General features: G+C 63.6%; 12 protein-coding genes. 9 read left to right on the top strand and 3 right to left on the bottom strand.

Annotated elements, in window-relative coordinates:
- The first annotated feature begins 152 nt into the window (after nt 1-152).
- From P9254_RS19640 to P9254_RS19610, 7 genes are read left to right on the top strand one after another with little or no spacing between them, the layout of a single operon-like run.
- Nucleotides 153-2,030, top strand: coding sequence for an extracellular solute-binding protein (locus tag P9254_RS19640; RefSeq protein ID WP_067324474.1), 1,878 nt, complete (start codon nt 153-155; stop codon nt 2,028-2,030).
- Entirely contained in the window at nt 2,030-3,907 is a 1,878-nt protein-coding gene (locus tag P9254_RS19635; protein WP_278057265.1) for an extracellular solute-binding protein, read from the top strand. Before P9254_RS19640 ends, P9254_RS19635 begins: the two co-directional genes overlap by 1 nt.
- Complete coding sequence (locus P9254_RS19630; RefSeq protein ID WP_278057264.1) at nt 3,894-4,187, top strand: hypothetical protein; 294 nt, start codon at nt 3,894-3,896, stop codon at nt 4,185-4,187. The genes P9254_RS19635 and P9254_RS19630 overlap by 14 nt, the downstream gene beginning before the upstream one ends.
- Entirely contained in the window at nt 4,187-5,281 is a 1,095-nt protein-coding gene (locus tag P9254_RS19625; protein WP_066996227.1) for a microcin C ABC transporter permease YejB, read from the top strand. Before P9254_RS19630 ends, P9254_RS19625 begins: the two co-directional genes overlap by 1 nt.
- The gene (locus tag P9254_RS19620; RefSeq protein ID WP_066996224.1) at nt 5,281-6,420 is read left to right on the top strand and encodes an ABC transporter permease; all 1,140 of its coding nucleotides are present in this window, start codon (nt 5,281-5,283) and stop codon (nt 6,418-6,420) included. Before P9254_RS19625 ends, P9254_RS19620 begins: the two co-directional genes overlap by 1 nt.
- Nucleotides 6,417-8,045, top strand: coding sequence for an ABC transporter ATP-binding protein (locus P9254_RS19615; RefSeq protein ID WP_278057263.1), 1,629 nt, complete (start codon nt 6,417-6,419; stop codon nt 8,043-8,045). The genes P9254_RS19620 and P9254_RS19615 overlap by 4 nt, the downstream gene beginning before the upstream one ends.
- Nucleotides 8,046-8,074: 29 nt before the next feature.
- On the top strand, nt 8,075-9,016 hold the full coding sequence (locus P9254_RS19610; protein WP_127247606.1) for a 2-hydroxyacid dehydrogenase: 942 nt from the start codon (nt 8,075-8,077) through the stop codon (nt 9,014-9,016).
- Here the strand turns inward: P9254_RS19610 and P9254_RS19605 are convergent.
- Both P9254_RS19605 and P9254_RS19600 read right to left on the bottom strand, forming a co-directional pair.
- A complete protein-coding gene (locus tag P9254_RS19605) occupies nt 9,010-9,393 on the bottom strand; it encodes a hypothetical protein (protein WP_278057262.1) in 384 nt (127 codons plus the stop codon). The two genes, P9254_RS19610 and P9254_RS19605, sit on opposite strands and share 7 nt — an antisense overlap.
- Before the next feature lie 75 nt (nt 9,394-9,468).
- Nucleotides 9,469-10,386, bottom strand: coding sequence for a class I SAM-dependent DNA methyltransferase (locus P9254_RS19600; RefSeq protein WP_278057261.1), 918 nt, complete (start codon nt 10,384-10,386; stop codon nt 9,469-9,471).
- A gap of 109 nt (nt 10,387-10,495) precedes the next feature.
- On the opposite strand from P9254_RS19600, the gene P9254_RS19595 reads away from it, so the two are divergent.
- Together P9254_RS19595 and P9254_RS19590 are read left to right on the top strand one after the other, a co-directional pair.
- On the top strand, nt 10,496-11,506 hold the full coding sequence (locus P9254_RS19595; RefSeq protein WP_278057300.1) for a ligase-associated DNA damage response exonuclease: 1,011 nt from the start codon (nt 10,496-10,498) through the stop codon (nt 11,504-11,506).
- A 232-nt stretch (nt 11,507-11,738) separates the two neighbouring features.
- Nucleotides 11,739-13,340: a cisplatin damage response ATP-dependent DNA ligase gene (locus P9254_RS19590; protein WP_278057260.1), complete on the top strand. Its 1,602-nt coding sequence runs from the start codon at nt 11,739-11,741 to the stop codon at nt 13,338-13,340.
- 106 nt (nt 13,341-13,446) lie between these two features.
- Here the strand turns inward: P9254_RS19590 and P9254_RS19585 are convergent, their stop codons facing one another.
- Complete coding sequence (locus P9254_RS19585; RefSeq protein ID WP_278057259.1) at nt 13,447-14,649, bottom strand: hypothetical protein; 1,203 nt, start codon at nt 14,647-14,649, stop codon at nt 13,447-13,449.
- Between the last annotated feature and the right edge of the window lie 165 nt (nt 14,650-14,814).

Raw genomic sequence — 14,814 nt, 5'->3', positions numbered from 1 at the left:
TTCGTCATAAAGACACCTTGGAAAAGCCGGGTTCGTCCCGGCTTTTTTGTTCGGAAAGCCGCATATGCTGAGACAAAAGCCGGCGCTTGCGGTTTTCACCGGCGTCAAATGATCTAGATTGCCGGTGGGTACTGTTGCGACGAGGAGAACGCATGACGGTCGGCCGCTCCCGGACGTTTTTCGCATCGATGCTGGCGATCGCCTTCGCCGCCAGCCTGCAGGCCAGCCTCGCTGATGAGTGGCACACCACGTCCTCGCTGACCGGCCCGTCCAAATACGGCGAAAATTTCCAACGCTACGACTATGTCAATCCGGACGCTCCCAAGGGTGGCGCCCACGACTCCGTCGTTGTCGGCACTTTCGACAGCTTCAATCCCTATATCGTGCCGGGGTCGCCGGCCGCGGGGCTCGCCGGGTTCGGCGGCGGCCTGCTCTACGACACGCTGATGGACCAGGCGACCGACGAGGGCAGCGTCAGCCACCCGCTGGTTGCCGAGGCCTATAAATACCCGCCCGACTATTCCTCTGCGACCTACCGGCTCGACCGGCGAGCGAAATGGCATGACGGCCAGCCGATCACCGTCGACGATGTGGTCTGGTCGTTCCAGGTGCTGAAGGCCAACGCCCCCCAATACAACCGCTATTTCGAGAACGTTACCGACGCGGTGGCGATTTCCGACCGCGAGGTCGAGTTTCATTTCAACCAGAAGGGCAACCGCGAGCTGCCCAAGATTATCGGCGATCTGGTCGTCCTGCCGAAGCACTGGTGGGAGGGCACCGATGCCAGCGGCAAGAAGCGCGACATCACCAGGCCGACTCTCGAGCCGCCGCTGGGATCAGCCGCCTACAAGATCGCCAGCTTCAAGCCGGGTTCCGAGATCGTCTGGCAGCGCGTGGCTGATTACTGGGGCGCCAAGCTGCCGGTGAAGATCGGCCGGGAGAACTTCGACACTCAGCGCTTCACCTACATACTGGACGAGAATGCTGCGTGGCAGGCCTTTACCAAGGGCGGGCTAGACGACATCAAGGCCGAAAACAGCTCGCGGCGGTGGGCGACGGCTTACAACTTTCCGGCGGTGAACGCCGGCGACGTGATCAAAAAGGAATTCAAGACCACTTCGCCGGAGCCGATGCAAGCCTTCATGCTGAACCAGCGCCGGCCGCTGTTCCAGGATCGCCGGGTCCGCGAGGCGCTAACCTATCCCTATGACTTCGAGACGATGAACCGAACGCTGTTCTTCAATTCCAACACGCGCACCCAAAGCTATTTCCAAGGTACGGAACTCGCGTCGAGCGGATTGCCGCAAGGCAAGGAACTCGAAATCCTCGAGAAGTATCGCGACAAGCTGCCGCCTGAACTGTTCACCCAGGAATTCAAGCTGCCGGTCTACGACTCACCGCAAGCGGAGCGGAAATATCTGAAGCAGGCTGTCGACCTCTTCGCCCAGGCCGGCTGGGTGATCAAGGGCGGCAAGATGATGAACGCCAAGAGCGGCGCGCCGTTCAAATTCGAGATCCTCGGCACGTCCGACACGGATCAGATCCTCTCCGGCAACTATATCGCCAATCTGCGCAAGATCGGCGTCGATGCGACGCTGCGCATCATCGACCCCAGCCAGTACGTCAACCGCGTCAACAATTTCGACTACGACGTCATCACCAACGTGCTGCAGCAGTCGGATTCGCCCGGCAACGAACAGCGCGATTTCTGGAGTTCGAAGTCCGCCGATTCACCCGGCTCGCGCAATTACTCCGGCATCAAGGACCCGGTCGTCGACGCGCTGGTGGACCGCGTCATCTTCGCCACCGACCGCGACGATCTCGTCGCCGCCACTCATGCGCTCGATCGCGTGCTGTTGTGGAACTACTATACCGTGCCGCAATACTACCGGGCGGTGGTCTGGCTTGCCTACTGGAACAAGTTCGGCATGCCCGAAAAGCAGCCCAGCTACCGTGGCGCCGATATCGACTCCTGGTGGATCGATACGGCGAAGGAAAAGGCATTGACCGCCAAATACAGGGGCAACTGATGAGGCGGCAGACATTGCTTCCTCGTCGCGACTTCCTGGCGCTCGGCGCGGCGGCGACTGCCGCAGCGCTGCTGCCGGGTCGGGCTTTCGCCCAGACCCCGACCGGTGTCAAATTGCATGGGCTGTCGGCGTTCGGCGATTTGAAATACAAGCCTGACTTCGCGCATTTCGACTATGTCAACGTCGATGCGCCGCAAGGCGGCACCTTCAATTTCCAGCCTTTCAACTGGGTCGCGAACCAGACCCCGCTGACCTTCAGCACCCTGAATTCATTCGTCCCCAAGGGCGATGCGCCGCAGCGCACGGAAATGTGCTTCGATGCGCTGATGGTGCGGGCGCTTGACGAGCCCGACGCCGTCTATGGGCTGATCGCCGACGGGGTCACGATTTCCGACGACCGCAACGGCTTCACCTTCTCGCTGCGCCCGCAGGCCCGTTTCCACGACGGCACGCCGCTGACGGCCGAGGATGCCGCCTTCACCTTCAAGCTGCTGAAGGACAAGGGGCACCCAGACTATTCGCTGTCGCTGACGCATCTGGAGGACGCCGTAGCGGTGGACGCCCACACGCTTGAACTCAAATTCTCAGGCAAGCAGGCCTCCCGCACGATTCTCAACGTCGTCCAGATGCCGATCCTGTCGAAAGCCTTCTATACGGCCAATCCGTTCGATTCCTCGCAGATGAATCCTCCGTTGGGTTCAAGCGCCTACAAGATCGGCCGCTGGTCGGCCGGGGCCTGGATCGAATATGAGCGGGTGGCCGACTATTGGGGCAACGATCTTCCGGTCAATCGCGGCCAGAACAATTTCCAGCGCATTCGCATCGAATCCTACCAGAACCGCAACGCCGCGTTCGAAGCGTTCAAGAAGGGCGAGATCCTCTACAGGGAAGAATCCGTTTCGCGTGTCTGGGCCACGGGTTACGATTTTCCGGCTGTCACGGCCGGCAAGGTGGTGAAGCACGAATTCCCGGCGGAAAAGGTGCCTTCCATGCAGGCCACCGCCGTCAATCAAAGGCGGGAACAGTTCCGGGACTCCCGCGTTCGGCAGGCGATCGCACTCTGCTTCGACTTCGAATGGACCCGACGCAATTTCTTCTACGGCTCATATGAGCGCTCGCAGTCTTGCTTCGAGAAATCGGATTTTCGCGCCGAAGGCGTGCCGTCGCCGCAGGAACTGACTTTGCTGGAGCCGCTGCGGGATCAGATTCCGCCCGAGACTTTCGGCGAAGCCGTGACCCAGGCTGTATCGAACGGCTCAGGCCGCGACCGCCAATTGCTGGGCAAGGCGGCGAAGCTTCTCGCCGAGGCCGGCTGGAAGCGATCCGGCGCGTTTGTCGTGAACGACAAGGGCGGACGGCTATCAGCCGAAATCCTCGTCGACGACGACGCGTTCGTGCAGATTTACTCGCCCTGGGTCGACAATATGAAGGCTGTCGGCATCGATGCCTCAATCCGGCTGGTCGATGCCGCGCAGTATCAATTGCGACAGAACACATTCGACTACGACATGATCTCCGCCGCCTTCTCCTTTAGCGCAACCCCGACCCGTGATGACCTTGAGACCTTCTTCCATTCGCGAAGCGCGTCGGTCTCAGGCTCTCGGAACCTGCCGGGCATAGCGAGTCCGGCTTTAGACGCGCTGATCGACGCCGTCGGCGCGGCCAAGGACCGTGAGAGCCTCACCGTCGCCATGCGGGCGCTCGATCGGGCCTTGCGCGCTCGGCGCGATTGGATTCCAAGTTGGTATCTGGCGAATCACCGAAGCGCCTATTGGGACATGTTCGGCTTTCCCGAGCAGAAGCCCGATTTCGGCTTTCCGGTCGAAGCGCTGTGGTGGGTCGACAAGGGCAAGGCGGCGAAAATTGGCAAAGGGTGAATTTCTTGCGGGCGTCGGTGCCGCCCCTCACCTGCCTGCCGGCATCCTCTCCCCGTATAGTGACGGGGAGCGGGAAGCCATCATCTATGGTTTCGCCAATCACAAGCGCCGTGGCGAACGTGCCGAGATCGCGGCCAGCCCCTTTCTCCCCGTCACTTTACGGGGAGAAATGTCCGGCAGGACGATGAGCGGCGGCGCCGACGCCGACAATTGGTCTGAAGCGATTGCCTCGGGGACGCCTCCAGATACAGTGGTCTTCCCCAAGGAGGGCAACATCTGATGGGCGCCTATATCCTGCGCCGCATCCTTCTGATGATCCCGACGCTGTTCGGCATCATGGCGATCTCCTTCGCCGTCATCCAGTTCGCGCCGGGCGGCCCGGTCGAGCAGGTCATCGCCAAGCTCACCAACCAGGGCGGCACGGATCGCCTCGGCGGCGGCGGTGGCGACGCGGGCGCCACCAATTTCGACGTCGCCGGCGATGTCGGCTCGAAATATCGCGGGGCCCAAGGGTTGGACCCCGAATTCATCAAGAAGCTCGAAAAGCAGTTCGGCTTCGACAAGCCGCCGCTCGAGCGCTTCGGCATGATGCTGTGGAACTATGCCCGCTTCGACTTCGGCGACAGTTATTTCCGCGACATCTCGGTGCTCGACCTGATCCTGGAAAAGATGCCAGTGTCGATCTCGATCGGGCTCTGGATCACGCTGCTCTCCTACCTGATCTCGATCCCGCTCGGCATCCGCAAGGCGGTGCAGGACGGCTCGACCTTCGATGTCTGGACGAGCGGCGTGGTGATCGTCGGCTATGCCATCCCCGGCTTCCTGTTCGGCATCCTTTTGATGGTGCTGTTTGCCGGCGGCTCGTTCTGGGATTGGTTCCCGCTCCGCGGCATCGTTTCCGACAATTGGGACCAGCTGTCCTGGCCGGACAAGATCATCGACTATTTCTGGCACATGACGCTGCCGCTGACCGCACTTGTGCTGTCGGCCTTCGCCACGACGACGCTTTTGACCAAGAACTCGTTCCTCGAGGAGATCCGCAAGCAATATGTGGTGACGGCGCGCGCCAAGGGTCTGTCGGAGCGCAAAGTGCTTTATGGCCATGTCTTCCGCAACGCCATGCTGATCGTTATCGCAGGGTTCCCTGGCGCCTTCATCTCGGCTTTCTTCACCGGCTCGCTGCTGATCGAGAACATCTTCTCGCTCGACGGGCTCGGCCTGCTCGGATTCAAATCGGTGATCGACCGCGACTATCCGGTGGTCTTCGCCAATCTCTACATCTTCTCGCTGCTCGGCCTGTTCGTCGCCCTGCTGTCTGACCTGATCTACACCTGGGTCGATCCGCGCATCGATTTCGAGCGGAGAGACGTCTGATGACGGCAGCTTCGGCAGAAACCAAGCCGGCCCGCGCCGCCCGGCCGTGGTTGTCGCCGCTCAATCAGCGGCGGCTGCAAAACTTCAAGGCGAACCGGCGCGGCTACTGGTCGCTGTGGATCTTCCTGTTGCTGTTCGTGCTGTCGCTGTTTTCCGAATTGATCGCCAACGACAAGCCCATCATCGCCTCCTACAAGGGCGAGATCCTGTTTCCGGTGCTGGTCGCCTATCCGGAGGAGAAATTCGGCGGCTTTTATGCCGTCACGGACTATCGCGATCCGGTGATCCAGGACGAGATCAATGCCAATGGCTGGATGATCTGGCCGCCGGTCCGCTACTCCTATCAAACGGTCAACAACGCCATCCCAGAAGCCGCACCCGCCAAGCCGTCCTGGCTCTACGACAAGAAGACGCGCTGCAGCCAGTATCCGCAGGGCGAAGCCGATCCCAACTGCGTCGTCGGCAACTGGAATTGGCTGGGCACCGACGACCAGGCGCGGGACGTGCTGGCACGCGTGCTTTACGGCTTCCGCATCTCGGTGCTGTTCGGGCTGATCCTGACGCTCGGCTCCTCGCTGATCGGCGTCGCGGCGGGCGCGGTGCAAGGCTATTTCGGCGGCTGGACGGACCTTCTGTTTCAACGCTTCATCGAGATCTGGTCGGCGATCCCGGTGCTTTATCTGCTGCTCATCGTCTCCGCCATCCTGCCGCCCGGCTTCTTCATCCTGCTCGGCCTGATGCTGCTGTTCTCCTGGGTGGCGCTGGTCGGCGTGGTGCGGGCCGAGTTCCTGCGCGCGCGCAACTTCGAATATGTCAACGCGGCGCGCGCGCTTGGCGTGCCCAACCTCACCATCATGTTCCGCCATCTCCTGCCCAACGCCATGGTGGCGACGCTGACCTTCCTGCCCTTCCTGCTCTCGGGCTCGATCTCGACGCTGACCTCGCTCGACTATCTCGGCTTCGGCCTGCCGCCGGGTTCGGCCTCGCTCGGCGAATTGCTGAAGCAGGCGCAGCGCAATCTCAACGCGCCCTGGCTCGGCATCTCCGGCTTCATCGTGATTTCGCTGATGCTGTCGCTGCTGGTCTTCATCGGCGAGGCGACGCGCGATGCCTTCGATCCGCGCAAGACGTTCAAATGAGCGAGCCTCTGCTTTCCGTCCGCGATTTGAGTGTCGCCTTCGCGCAAGGCGGCACGCAATCGATCGCCGTCGACCACGTCTCCTTCGAGATCGGCAAGGGCGAGACGGTCGCGCTGGTCGGCGAATCCGGATCCGGCAAATCGGTCTCCGCGCTGTCGGTGCTGAAGCTGTTGCCCTATCCGTCGGCCAGCCACCCCTCGGGAAAGATCCTGTTCCACGGCGCCGACCTGCTCCACGCCAACGAAAGGACGCTGCGCGGCGTGCGCGGCAACAAGATCACCATGATCTTCCAGGAGCCGATGACCTCGCTCAATCCGCTGCACACGATCGAGCAGCAGATCGTCGAGGTGCTGAAGCTGCATCAGGGGCTGGGCGATCGCCAGGCCCACGCTCGCACGTTGGAGCTGCTCACCGAGGTCGGGATACGCGACCCGCAGAAGCGGCTCGATGCCTATCCGCACCAGCTCTCCGGCGGCCAGCGCCAGCGCGTCATGATCGCCATGGCCTTGGCCAACGAGCCGGAACTCTTGATTGCCGACGAGCCGACGACGGCGCTCGACGTGACCGTGCAGGCGCAGATCCTCGAACTGCTCGCCGGCCTGAAAAGCCGCAAGCGCATGTCGATGCTATTCATCACCCATGACCTCGGCATCGTCAGAAAGATCGCCGACCGCGTCTGCGTCATGACGAAGGGCAAAATAGTCGAGACCGGGCCGACCAAGGAGATCTTCGCCAACCCGCAACACGCCTATACCAAGCACCTCTTGGCCGCCGAGCCGAAGGGCAAACCGCCGGCGGCGAATGCCGATGCCACGGCGGTGATGACCGGCAAGGACATCAAGGTCTGGTTCCCGATCAAGCGGGGCTTCTTCCGCCGCACCGTCGACCATGTGAAGGCGGTGGACGGCATCGACGTTACCGTACGCGCCGGCCAGACGCTCGGCGTGGTCGGTGAATCCGGCTCCGGCAAGACGACGCTCGGCCTGGCGCTTGCGCGGATGATCTCGTCCACGGGCGCGATCAACTTCAACGGGCGCGACATCAACCAGCTTTCCTTCAGCGCCATGCGGCCGCTGCGGCGCGAGCTGCAGATCGTGTTCCAGGACCCGTTCGGATCCTTGAGCCCGCGCATGTCGGTCGCGGAGATCATTGAGGAAGGGCTGAAGATCCACGCGTCGAAACTCTCGCCCGATGAGCGCGACGACAAGGTCGTCGAGGTGTTGAAGGAAGTCGGTCTCGACCCGGAGACGCGTCACCGCTATCCGCATGAATTCTCGGGCGGCCAGCGCCAGCGTGTCGCCATCGCCCGCGCCATGGTGCTCAACCCGCGCTTCGTCATGCTCGACGAGCCGACCTCGGCGCTCGACATGAGCGTGCAGGCGCAGGTGGTCGATCTGTTGCGCAACCTGCAGGCCAGGCACAACCTCGCTTATCTCTTCATTAGCCACGACCTGAAGGTCATCCGCGCCCTTGCCAATGACGTGATCGTCATGCGCAATGGTCAGATCGTCGAAGCCGGGCCGTCCGAACAGATTTTCGACCGCCCGCAAACCGACTATACGAGGGCGCTGATCTCGGCCGCGTTCCGGATCGAAACGGCACCGACCGGGGTCGTCAGCGAGTAGGCTGGAAATACAGGAAAGACACTCCACGAATGGAAAAAGGCAAAGTTCTGCTTGCCCTCACCGGCTTTCACCCGCAGCGCTGGCGCGAACTGCTCGCGGCCGAGCGCGAGGTGGTGCTGGAGCCCGATGGTCCGAGCGATCCCTCGATCGCTTATGCAGTGGTGTGGAAGCAGAAACCGAATCTGTTGTCGTCGCTGCCCAATTTGCGCGCCATCTTCTCGATCGGCGCAGGCGTCGACCATATCTTCGCCGACCCCGGCCTGCCCGAGGTGCCGATCGTCCGGGTCGTTGCCGACAATCTCACGCAATACATGACCGAGTATGTCGTCTGGCGCGTGCTCGACCACCATCGCCAGGGCATGCTCTACCGAGCGCAACAGCAGAAGAAGACCTGGCACGAGCCGCCGCAACGCCCGGCCGGCGACATCTCGGTCGGCATCATGGGTCTCGGCAACCTTGGCCGCGCCGCGGCATCGGTGCTTTTGGCGCTAGGCTTCGCCGTGAACGGCTGGTCGCGCACCGAGCACCCGATGCAGGGCGTGTCGACCTATTCCGGCGAAGGCGGGCTGATCCCCTTCCTCAACGCCACCGACATCCTGGTGGTGCTGTTGCCGCTGACGCCGCGCACGCAAGGCATCGTCAATTACGCCGTTCTGAAGGAATTGCGCAAACGCAACGGCCTCGGCGGCTCGGTGCTGATCAACGCCGGGCGCGGGCGGCTGCAGAAGGATGCCGACATCCTGCGCGCGCTGGACGACGGCACGCTGAAGGAAGCGAGCCTCGACGTGTTCGAGGTCGAGCCGCTGCCGAAGACTAGCCCGTTGTGGAACCATCCGAAAGTGTTCGTGACGCCGCATGCGGCGGCGACCTCGGACCCGGCCCATCTGGTGCCGATCATGCTTCGGCAGATGGCCGCCTTCGAGCGCGGCGAAAAGCTCGAAAACGTCGTCGATCGCGAAGCGGGTTACTGAGTATACGCCGGCTTCGAGCCCGGCAGCGCGAACTTGTCCTTCTTCTTCGGCTTGCCGCAATCGCGCCGTTCGATCGAGCGGTTCATTGCGTCGATCTCGCCGCTCGCCTTGTCGCTGTCGCGCTGCGCCCTGGAGCGCATGTCCGGCGTGAACGGGCCAAAACCCATCGCCGGATTGGAGAAAGCCGGTTTTGCGGTGACCGGCAGATTGTATTGCTGCGCCAGCGCGTTGCGATTGGCTAGCAGCTGTTCGCAGGGCACGCTGTCATATTGCAGCGAGGATTGGACGTTTTCGTCCTGGCGCTCCGCCATCGAAGTGCCACCTACGCAGCCGGCCGTCATCAGGCAAGATGCCAACACAGCCATGGTCCAGCGCATGGTAATTCTCCGTGCCGTATCGCCACGCCTTAAGCCGACACGCGATTCGGGCTTTTTCGCGAGCAGCCGTCGCCCTCATTCCGCCGGCCTGCGACGGGCTATCACCGCAAGGCCTCCTACTGGCTCGCCGCGGTCATGCCGGATGGTCGTGCTTTCCAGCGACAGGATCGCAAACCCGCTGTCGGCGAGAACGTGCCGCACATAAGCCTCGGAATGCGCGTAGCGCCGCGAGGGCAGCAATGCAAAGTCATCGCCACCGGCAAGTGTCTCGACCGAGAACACACAGAGCCCTTCATCGACCAGACTGTCGGCAATTGCTCTAACAATGCGTTCGAGCGCCCCGACATAGATGAACACGTCGGCGGCGACCACGAGGTCGGCTTTCGCGTCGGGTCGAGAAAAATGCTGGAGATCGGACTTGGAAAGTCGGTCGTAGATGCCTTTGGCGCGCGCCTTCCGCAACATGCTGCTCGAAATGTCATAGCCTTCCAGCCGGTCGACGATCGGGCGCAGCCTTTCGCCCATCAGGCCGGTGCCGCAGCCGAGGTCGAGCGCCAGCCGGAACCGGCTCGGGCTCGCCGCGCGAATGGCGCGCTCGAGAAACTCGGGCATCCGATAGCGGAGTTTCCCGACCAGCGATTGCTCGAAACTGTCGGCATAGTGATCGAACAGGGTCTCGACGAAAGCGCTGGGCGGAGCCGCTGCCACCGGCGCATGACCGATCAGTTGCAGCTTGAGCGCGGAACCCAGCCGGTCCGCGGGATCGAGCTTCATGGCCATCGCCCATGCCTGGGCTGCCTGGTCGGGAAAACGTGCGGCCTCCTGCATCTCGCCGAGCCGGAACCAGCCCGCCGCCCATTGCGGCGCCAGCTCCAGCGCGCCAAGCAAAAGCTCCGCCGCCTGCGCAGGCTCGCCGGAGGCCAGCAGCATCTCGGCAAAGTCGGCGCGACGGTCGGCGGTCAAATAGCCGGACGAGGCCTGAAGTGGTTTCATGGTTCCATTGGTCCCGCCGGTGTGCGAACCGGCGGCCGGCTGTAGGACGAGTCAGCAGTCTGTTGCAACCAGGCTTCCCGCGTCGAATTCAGCCACTATGTTCAAGGCCATGCGCGCCAGCGACCTGCTCAAGCCACGACCCGAAGGGCTCTACTGCCCGCCAGGCGATTTCTTCATCGATCCGGTGCGGCCGGTCAGCCGCGCACTGATCACGCACGGCCATTCCGATCATGCGCGCTCAGGCCACCGCTCGGTGCTCGCCACACAGCAAACGCTCGACATCATGGGCCTGCGCTATGGCGAGGATTTCGCCGAAACCACGCAGGCAGCAGTCATTGGCGAGACGATTGATATCAACGGCGTCTCCGTCACTTTCCATCCGGCCGGGCATGTGCTGGGTTCGGCGCAGATCGTCGTCGAGCATCAGGGCCTGCGCATCGTCGCCTCCGGCGACTACAAGCGCCAGAAGGACGCTACCTGCCTGCCGTTCGAGCCGGTGCCTTGCGATGTCTTCATCACCGAGGCGACCTTCGGGCTGCCGGTGTTCCGGCACCCGCCGGACCATGAGGAGATCGCGCGCCTGCTCAAATCGGCGACACAATTTCCCGAGCGTTCGCACCTGATCGGCGCCTATGCGCTCGGCAAGGCGCAGCGCGTCATGCGGCTGCTGCGCGAGGCCGGTTACGACAGGCCGATCTACATCCACGGCGCGCTCGCCAAGCTCAGCGAGTATTACCAGAGCCAGGGCATCGATCTGGGGCAGATCGAACCGGCGACGGTGGAAAGCGGCGGCAAGGCCGATTTCGAAGGCGCCATTGTCGTCGGGCCGCCGGCCGCGTTCGCCGACCGCTGGGCGCGGCGCTTCCCCGACCCGATCGCCTGCTTCGCTTCAGGTTGGATGCGCATCCGTCAGCGCGCCAAGCAGGGCGGCGTCGAGCTGCCGCTGATCATTTCCGACCATGCGGACTGGGACGAGCTCATCGCCACGATCAAGGAAACCGGCGCCGCGGAGATCTGGGTGACGCATGGCCGCGAGGAAGCGCTGGTGCGCTGGTGCGAGCTGGAGGGCATCGCCGCGCGGCCGCTGCATCTTGTTGGGTATGAGGACGAGGGCGATTGATGGAACAGTGTTCGCCAATCGCCGCCGCCGAGTTCTACGGCGCCACCCTCTGTCCTGCCGGACATCTCCCCCTCAAGGGGGGAGATTGGCAGTTTCAGCGCCGACGCATCTCCCGCGACGCGAGAGATTGGCGAAAGCCGGCGCGGCATCTGATCTCCCCCCTTGAGGGGGAGATGGCCGGCAGGACAGAGAGGGGTGCCTCGCGCCGGCTTTCGTCATTGGCGTGTCGCGCATGAACCGCTTCGCCGAGCTCCTCGACCGGCTGGTGCTGACGCCTTCGCGCAACGGCAAGCTGACGCTGCTCACCGACTATTTCCGTAGCGTCGAGGATCCCGACCGCGGACTGGCGCTGGCGGCGATCACCGGCGATCTGTCGATCGCGGCGGTGAAGCCGGCGATGCTGCGCGGGCTGGTGGTCGAGCGGATGGACCCCGTGCTGTTCGGCTATTCCTACGATTATGTTGGCGATCTCGCCGAGACGGTGTCGCTGGTCTGGCCGCAGCCGGCCGGCCACATGCCGAACCACGCGCCGACGCTCGCCGAAGTGGTCGGCAAGCTCCAGGCGGCGAGCCGCTCCGACGGGCCGCAGGTGCTCGCCAGGCTTCTCGACAGCGCCAGCATCTCTGCGCGCTTCGCCATCATCAAGCTGGTTACCGGCGGGTTGCGCATCGGCGTGTCGGCGCGGCTTGCCAAGCAGGCGTTGGCCGATCTCGGCCAAGTCGATGTCGTCGAGATCGAGGAGCTCTGGCACGGGCTGACGCCTCCCTACACGGCGCTCTTTGCGTGGCTGGAAGGCCGGGCGGAAAAACCGAGAAGCGCCGCGCTCGCATTGTTCCGGCCGGTGATGCTGTCCAACGCGGTCGACAACGGCGATTTGGAAAAGCTCGAACCGGCCGATTATGCGGCGGAGTGGAAATGGGACGGCATCCGCGTCCAGGCGGTGTGCGAGGGCGGCATCCGCCGGCTGTATTCGCGCACCGGCGACGATGTTTCCGGCGCCTTCCCGGACCTCGCCGCGACGATGGATTTCGAGGCGGCGCTCGACGGCGAATTGCTGGTCGGCGACCCGCGCGAGGCGACCGGAACCTTCTCCGACCTGCAGCAGCGGCTGAACCGCAAGAGCGTCTCGCCAAAAATCCAGCAGCAATATCCGGCCTTCATGCGCTGCTACGACGCGCTGCAAATCAACGGCGAGGATTTGCGCAGCCTCCCCTTCGCCGAGCGCCGCACCCGGCTCGGAGCCTTCGTCCAGACGCTCGATCCCAGCCGCTTCGACCTTTCGCCGCTGGTCGAATTTTCGGATTGGGAGACGCTGGAGCGGCTGCGCCAGGCGCCGCCGCATCCGATCATCGAAGGGGTGATGCTGAAGCGCTGGGATTCGCCCTATCTTGCCGGCCGGCCGAAAGGCCCCTGGTTCAAGTGGAAGCGCGATCCGCACACGATCGATGCGGTGCTGATGTATGCGCAGCGCGGCCACGGCAAGCGCTCGAGCTTCTATTCCGACTACACTTTCGGGGTCTGGTCCGGCCCGGAGGGATCGGAAGAGCTGGTGCCGGTCGGCAAGGCCTATTTCGGCTTCACCGACGAGGAGCTGCGGCAAATCGACAAATATGTGCGCGACCATACGATCGAGCGGTTCGGGCCGGTGCGCTCGGTGCGCGCCGATCGCAAGAACGGGCTGGTGCTGGAAGTGGCCTTCGAAGGCCTTAACCGCTCGACGCGCCATAAATCGGGCGTCGCGATGCGTTTCCCGCGCATCTCACGGCTGCGCTGGGACAAGCCGGCCGCCGAGGCCGACCGGATCGAGACGCTGCAGGCGCTGCTCGACAGCTAGAAATCTGCCGACGCTTCACCCCACCCGGCGCTTCGCGCGCCGACCTTCCCATCAAGGGGAGGTCGGTCGCATCCCTGGAGATAGCCCCTCGCTGCCGATGCCGAGGTCACTCCGCGATCGATACGCGGATCTCGTAGATGTCGACGGACTTGCCCTGCTTGTCGAAGTCGGAGTTGACGGAGATGGTGCCGGCCGCACCCGGGTGCTTGTTCGGGAACTGCACGTCGAACAGGTATTCGTTGCGCTCATGGCCGACGGCATAGCGCTTGCGGCCGCAATCGCCGAGCTCGCCGAAATTGCAGTCGACCGAGATCTGCGTCTCCTTGCCTTCTTCCGAGCGGGCGATGATGTCAAACATGGCATGCTTGCCGGCGAGCTTTTCCAGCACGCCCTGGCCGACATCGAAGGCAATGGCCGAGCCGGATGCGCCCGAGCGGACGCGCAGGAACTGGCCGGTGTCGTCCTTCATCACATCTGCGGCGGCGTCGGACGGTGTGCTGACATGGGTCGGATCGCTGGGCGAGAAGACGTTGATCCAGTTCTTCGACTGATCCGCCTCGCCGGGCTTCTGCGGCGAACCGGTGTCGGCTGGCTGCGAGGAGTCTTCGTCTTCCAGCGTCGGGGTCGGCTCTGGCGGACCGGTGTTGAGTTCAGCCGCCGTCTTGAAGACGCCGGTCTGCTTGGCGAAATAGAGGCCGATGCCGGCAGCCGCCAGCAGAGTCGCCGCGACAAAGATGGCGGTGAGTGGCAGGCGCCGGCCACGGATATGCCGTTCATCGCGATCCGGCGCCACTTCGGCGCCGTTGCCGATGGACGCTCCGGGGGAGTCATCAAGCGTCGGCGCGTTCGGAAGCGCCTCGTCCGGCATGATGTCGGGCACGCGGGGCAGCACGCGCGAGCGCGGCGCATCCGATGTGTCGGGCTGCACCGGACCGTCGACGGTGATCGACGGCGACGGTGCCGCCTGGTCGGGGCCCCGCGGGGCATCCACCGGCGGCGCGGGAGACTGGCTCGGCGTGTCGACCGCCGGCCCCGGCGCGGCGTTGCCGACGAATGGACCGCTGTCCAGCGGAAGCGTCACGTCAGGAACGGCCTGGACAGCCGGCAGGAATTCGGATTCGATCTCGGTGATCTTGGCCTGCACCGCCTTGCGGCGGTTGATGGCGGCTTCCACCGTCAGGTTCGGGTTGGCCTGCAGCACGCGATCGAGCGCGGCAAAGGCCGAGCGATAGACCTTCTCGCGAAACGCCCGGTCCTCGGGATTGCCTTTCTCGAAGGCGTTGCGGATCGCTTTCTCGATGGCGTCCAAGCGAGCTCCCTCTGCGCGTTCGCTCACAGTTATCGATCGTTAGCCGCAGGCGACCAGTCAATCAACGGGCGGGCGGCTGCCTTGCCGACGCATCCAATGCCCATTTCGGCGTTTTTTGTTGAAGAATCAACATTTTTGTCGCCGCCGCCGGATCGGCCTGCAACG

It is taken from the genome of Mesorhizobium sp. WSM4983, assembly GCF_029625765.1.
In the GTDB taxonomy this organism is placed as follows: domain Bacteria; phylum Pseudomonadota; class Alphaproteobacteria; order Rhizobiales; family Rhizobiaceae; genus Mesorhizobium.
This window is presented reverse-complemented; position numbering and strand designations above follow the sequence as displayed.

What these genes read in the sequence shown, in the direction of transcription:
- P9254_RS19640 (WP_067324474.1), top strand. Translation starts at nt 153, where the DNA reads ATGACGGTCGGCCGCTCCCGGACGTTTTTCGCATCGATGCTGGCGATC.
- P9254_RS19635 (WP_278057265.1), top strand. Translation starts at nt 2,030, where the DNA reads ATGAGGCGGCAGACATTGCTTCCTCGTCGCGACTTCCTGGCGCTCGGC.
- P9254_RS19625 (WP_066996227.1), top strand. Translation starts at nt 4,187, where the DNA reads ATGGGCGCCTATATCCTGCGCCGCATCCTTCTGATGATCCCGACGCTG.
- P9254_RS19620 (WP_066996224.1), top strand. Translation starts at nt 5,281, where the DNA reads ATGACGGCAGCTTCGGCAGAAACCAAGCCGGCCCGCGCCGCCCGGCCG.
- P9254_RS19615 (WP_278057263.1), top strand. Translation starts at nt 6,417, where the DNA reads ATGAGCGAGCCTCTGCTTTCCGTCCGCGATTTGAGTGTCGCCTTCGCG.
- P9254_RS19610 (WP_127247606.1), top strand. Translation starts at nt 8,075, where the DNA reads ATGGAAAAAGGCAAAGTTCTGCTTGCCCTCACCGGCTTTCACCCGCAG.
- P9254_RS19605 (WP_278057262.1), bottom strand. Translation starts at nt 9,393, where the DNA reads ATGCGCTGGACCATGGCTGTGTTGGCATCTTGCCTGATGACGGCCGGC.
- P9254_RS19600 (WP_278057261.1), bottom strand. Translation starts at nt 10,386, where the DNA reads ATGAAACCACTTCAGGCCTCGTCCGGCTATTTGACCGCCGACCGTCGC.
- P9254_RS19595 (WP_278057300.1), top strand. Translation starts at nt 10,496, where the DNA reads ATGCGCGCCAGCGACCTGCTCAAGCCACGACCCGAAGGGCTCTACTGC.
- P9254_RS19590 (WP_278057260.1), top strand. Translation starts at nt 11,739, where the DNA reads ATGAACCGCTTCGCCGAGCTCCTCGACCGGCTGGTGCTGACGCCTTCG.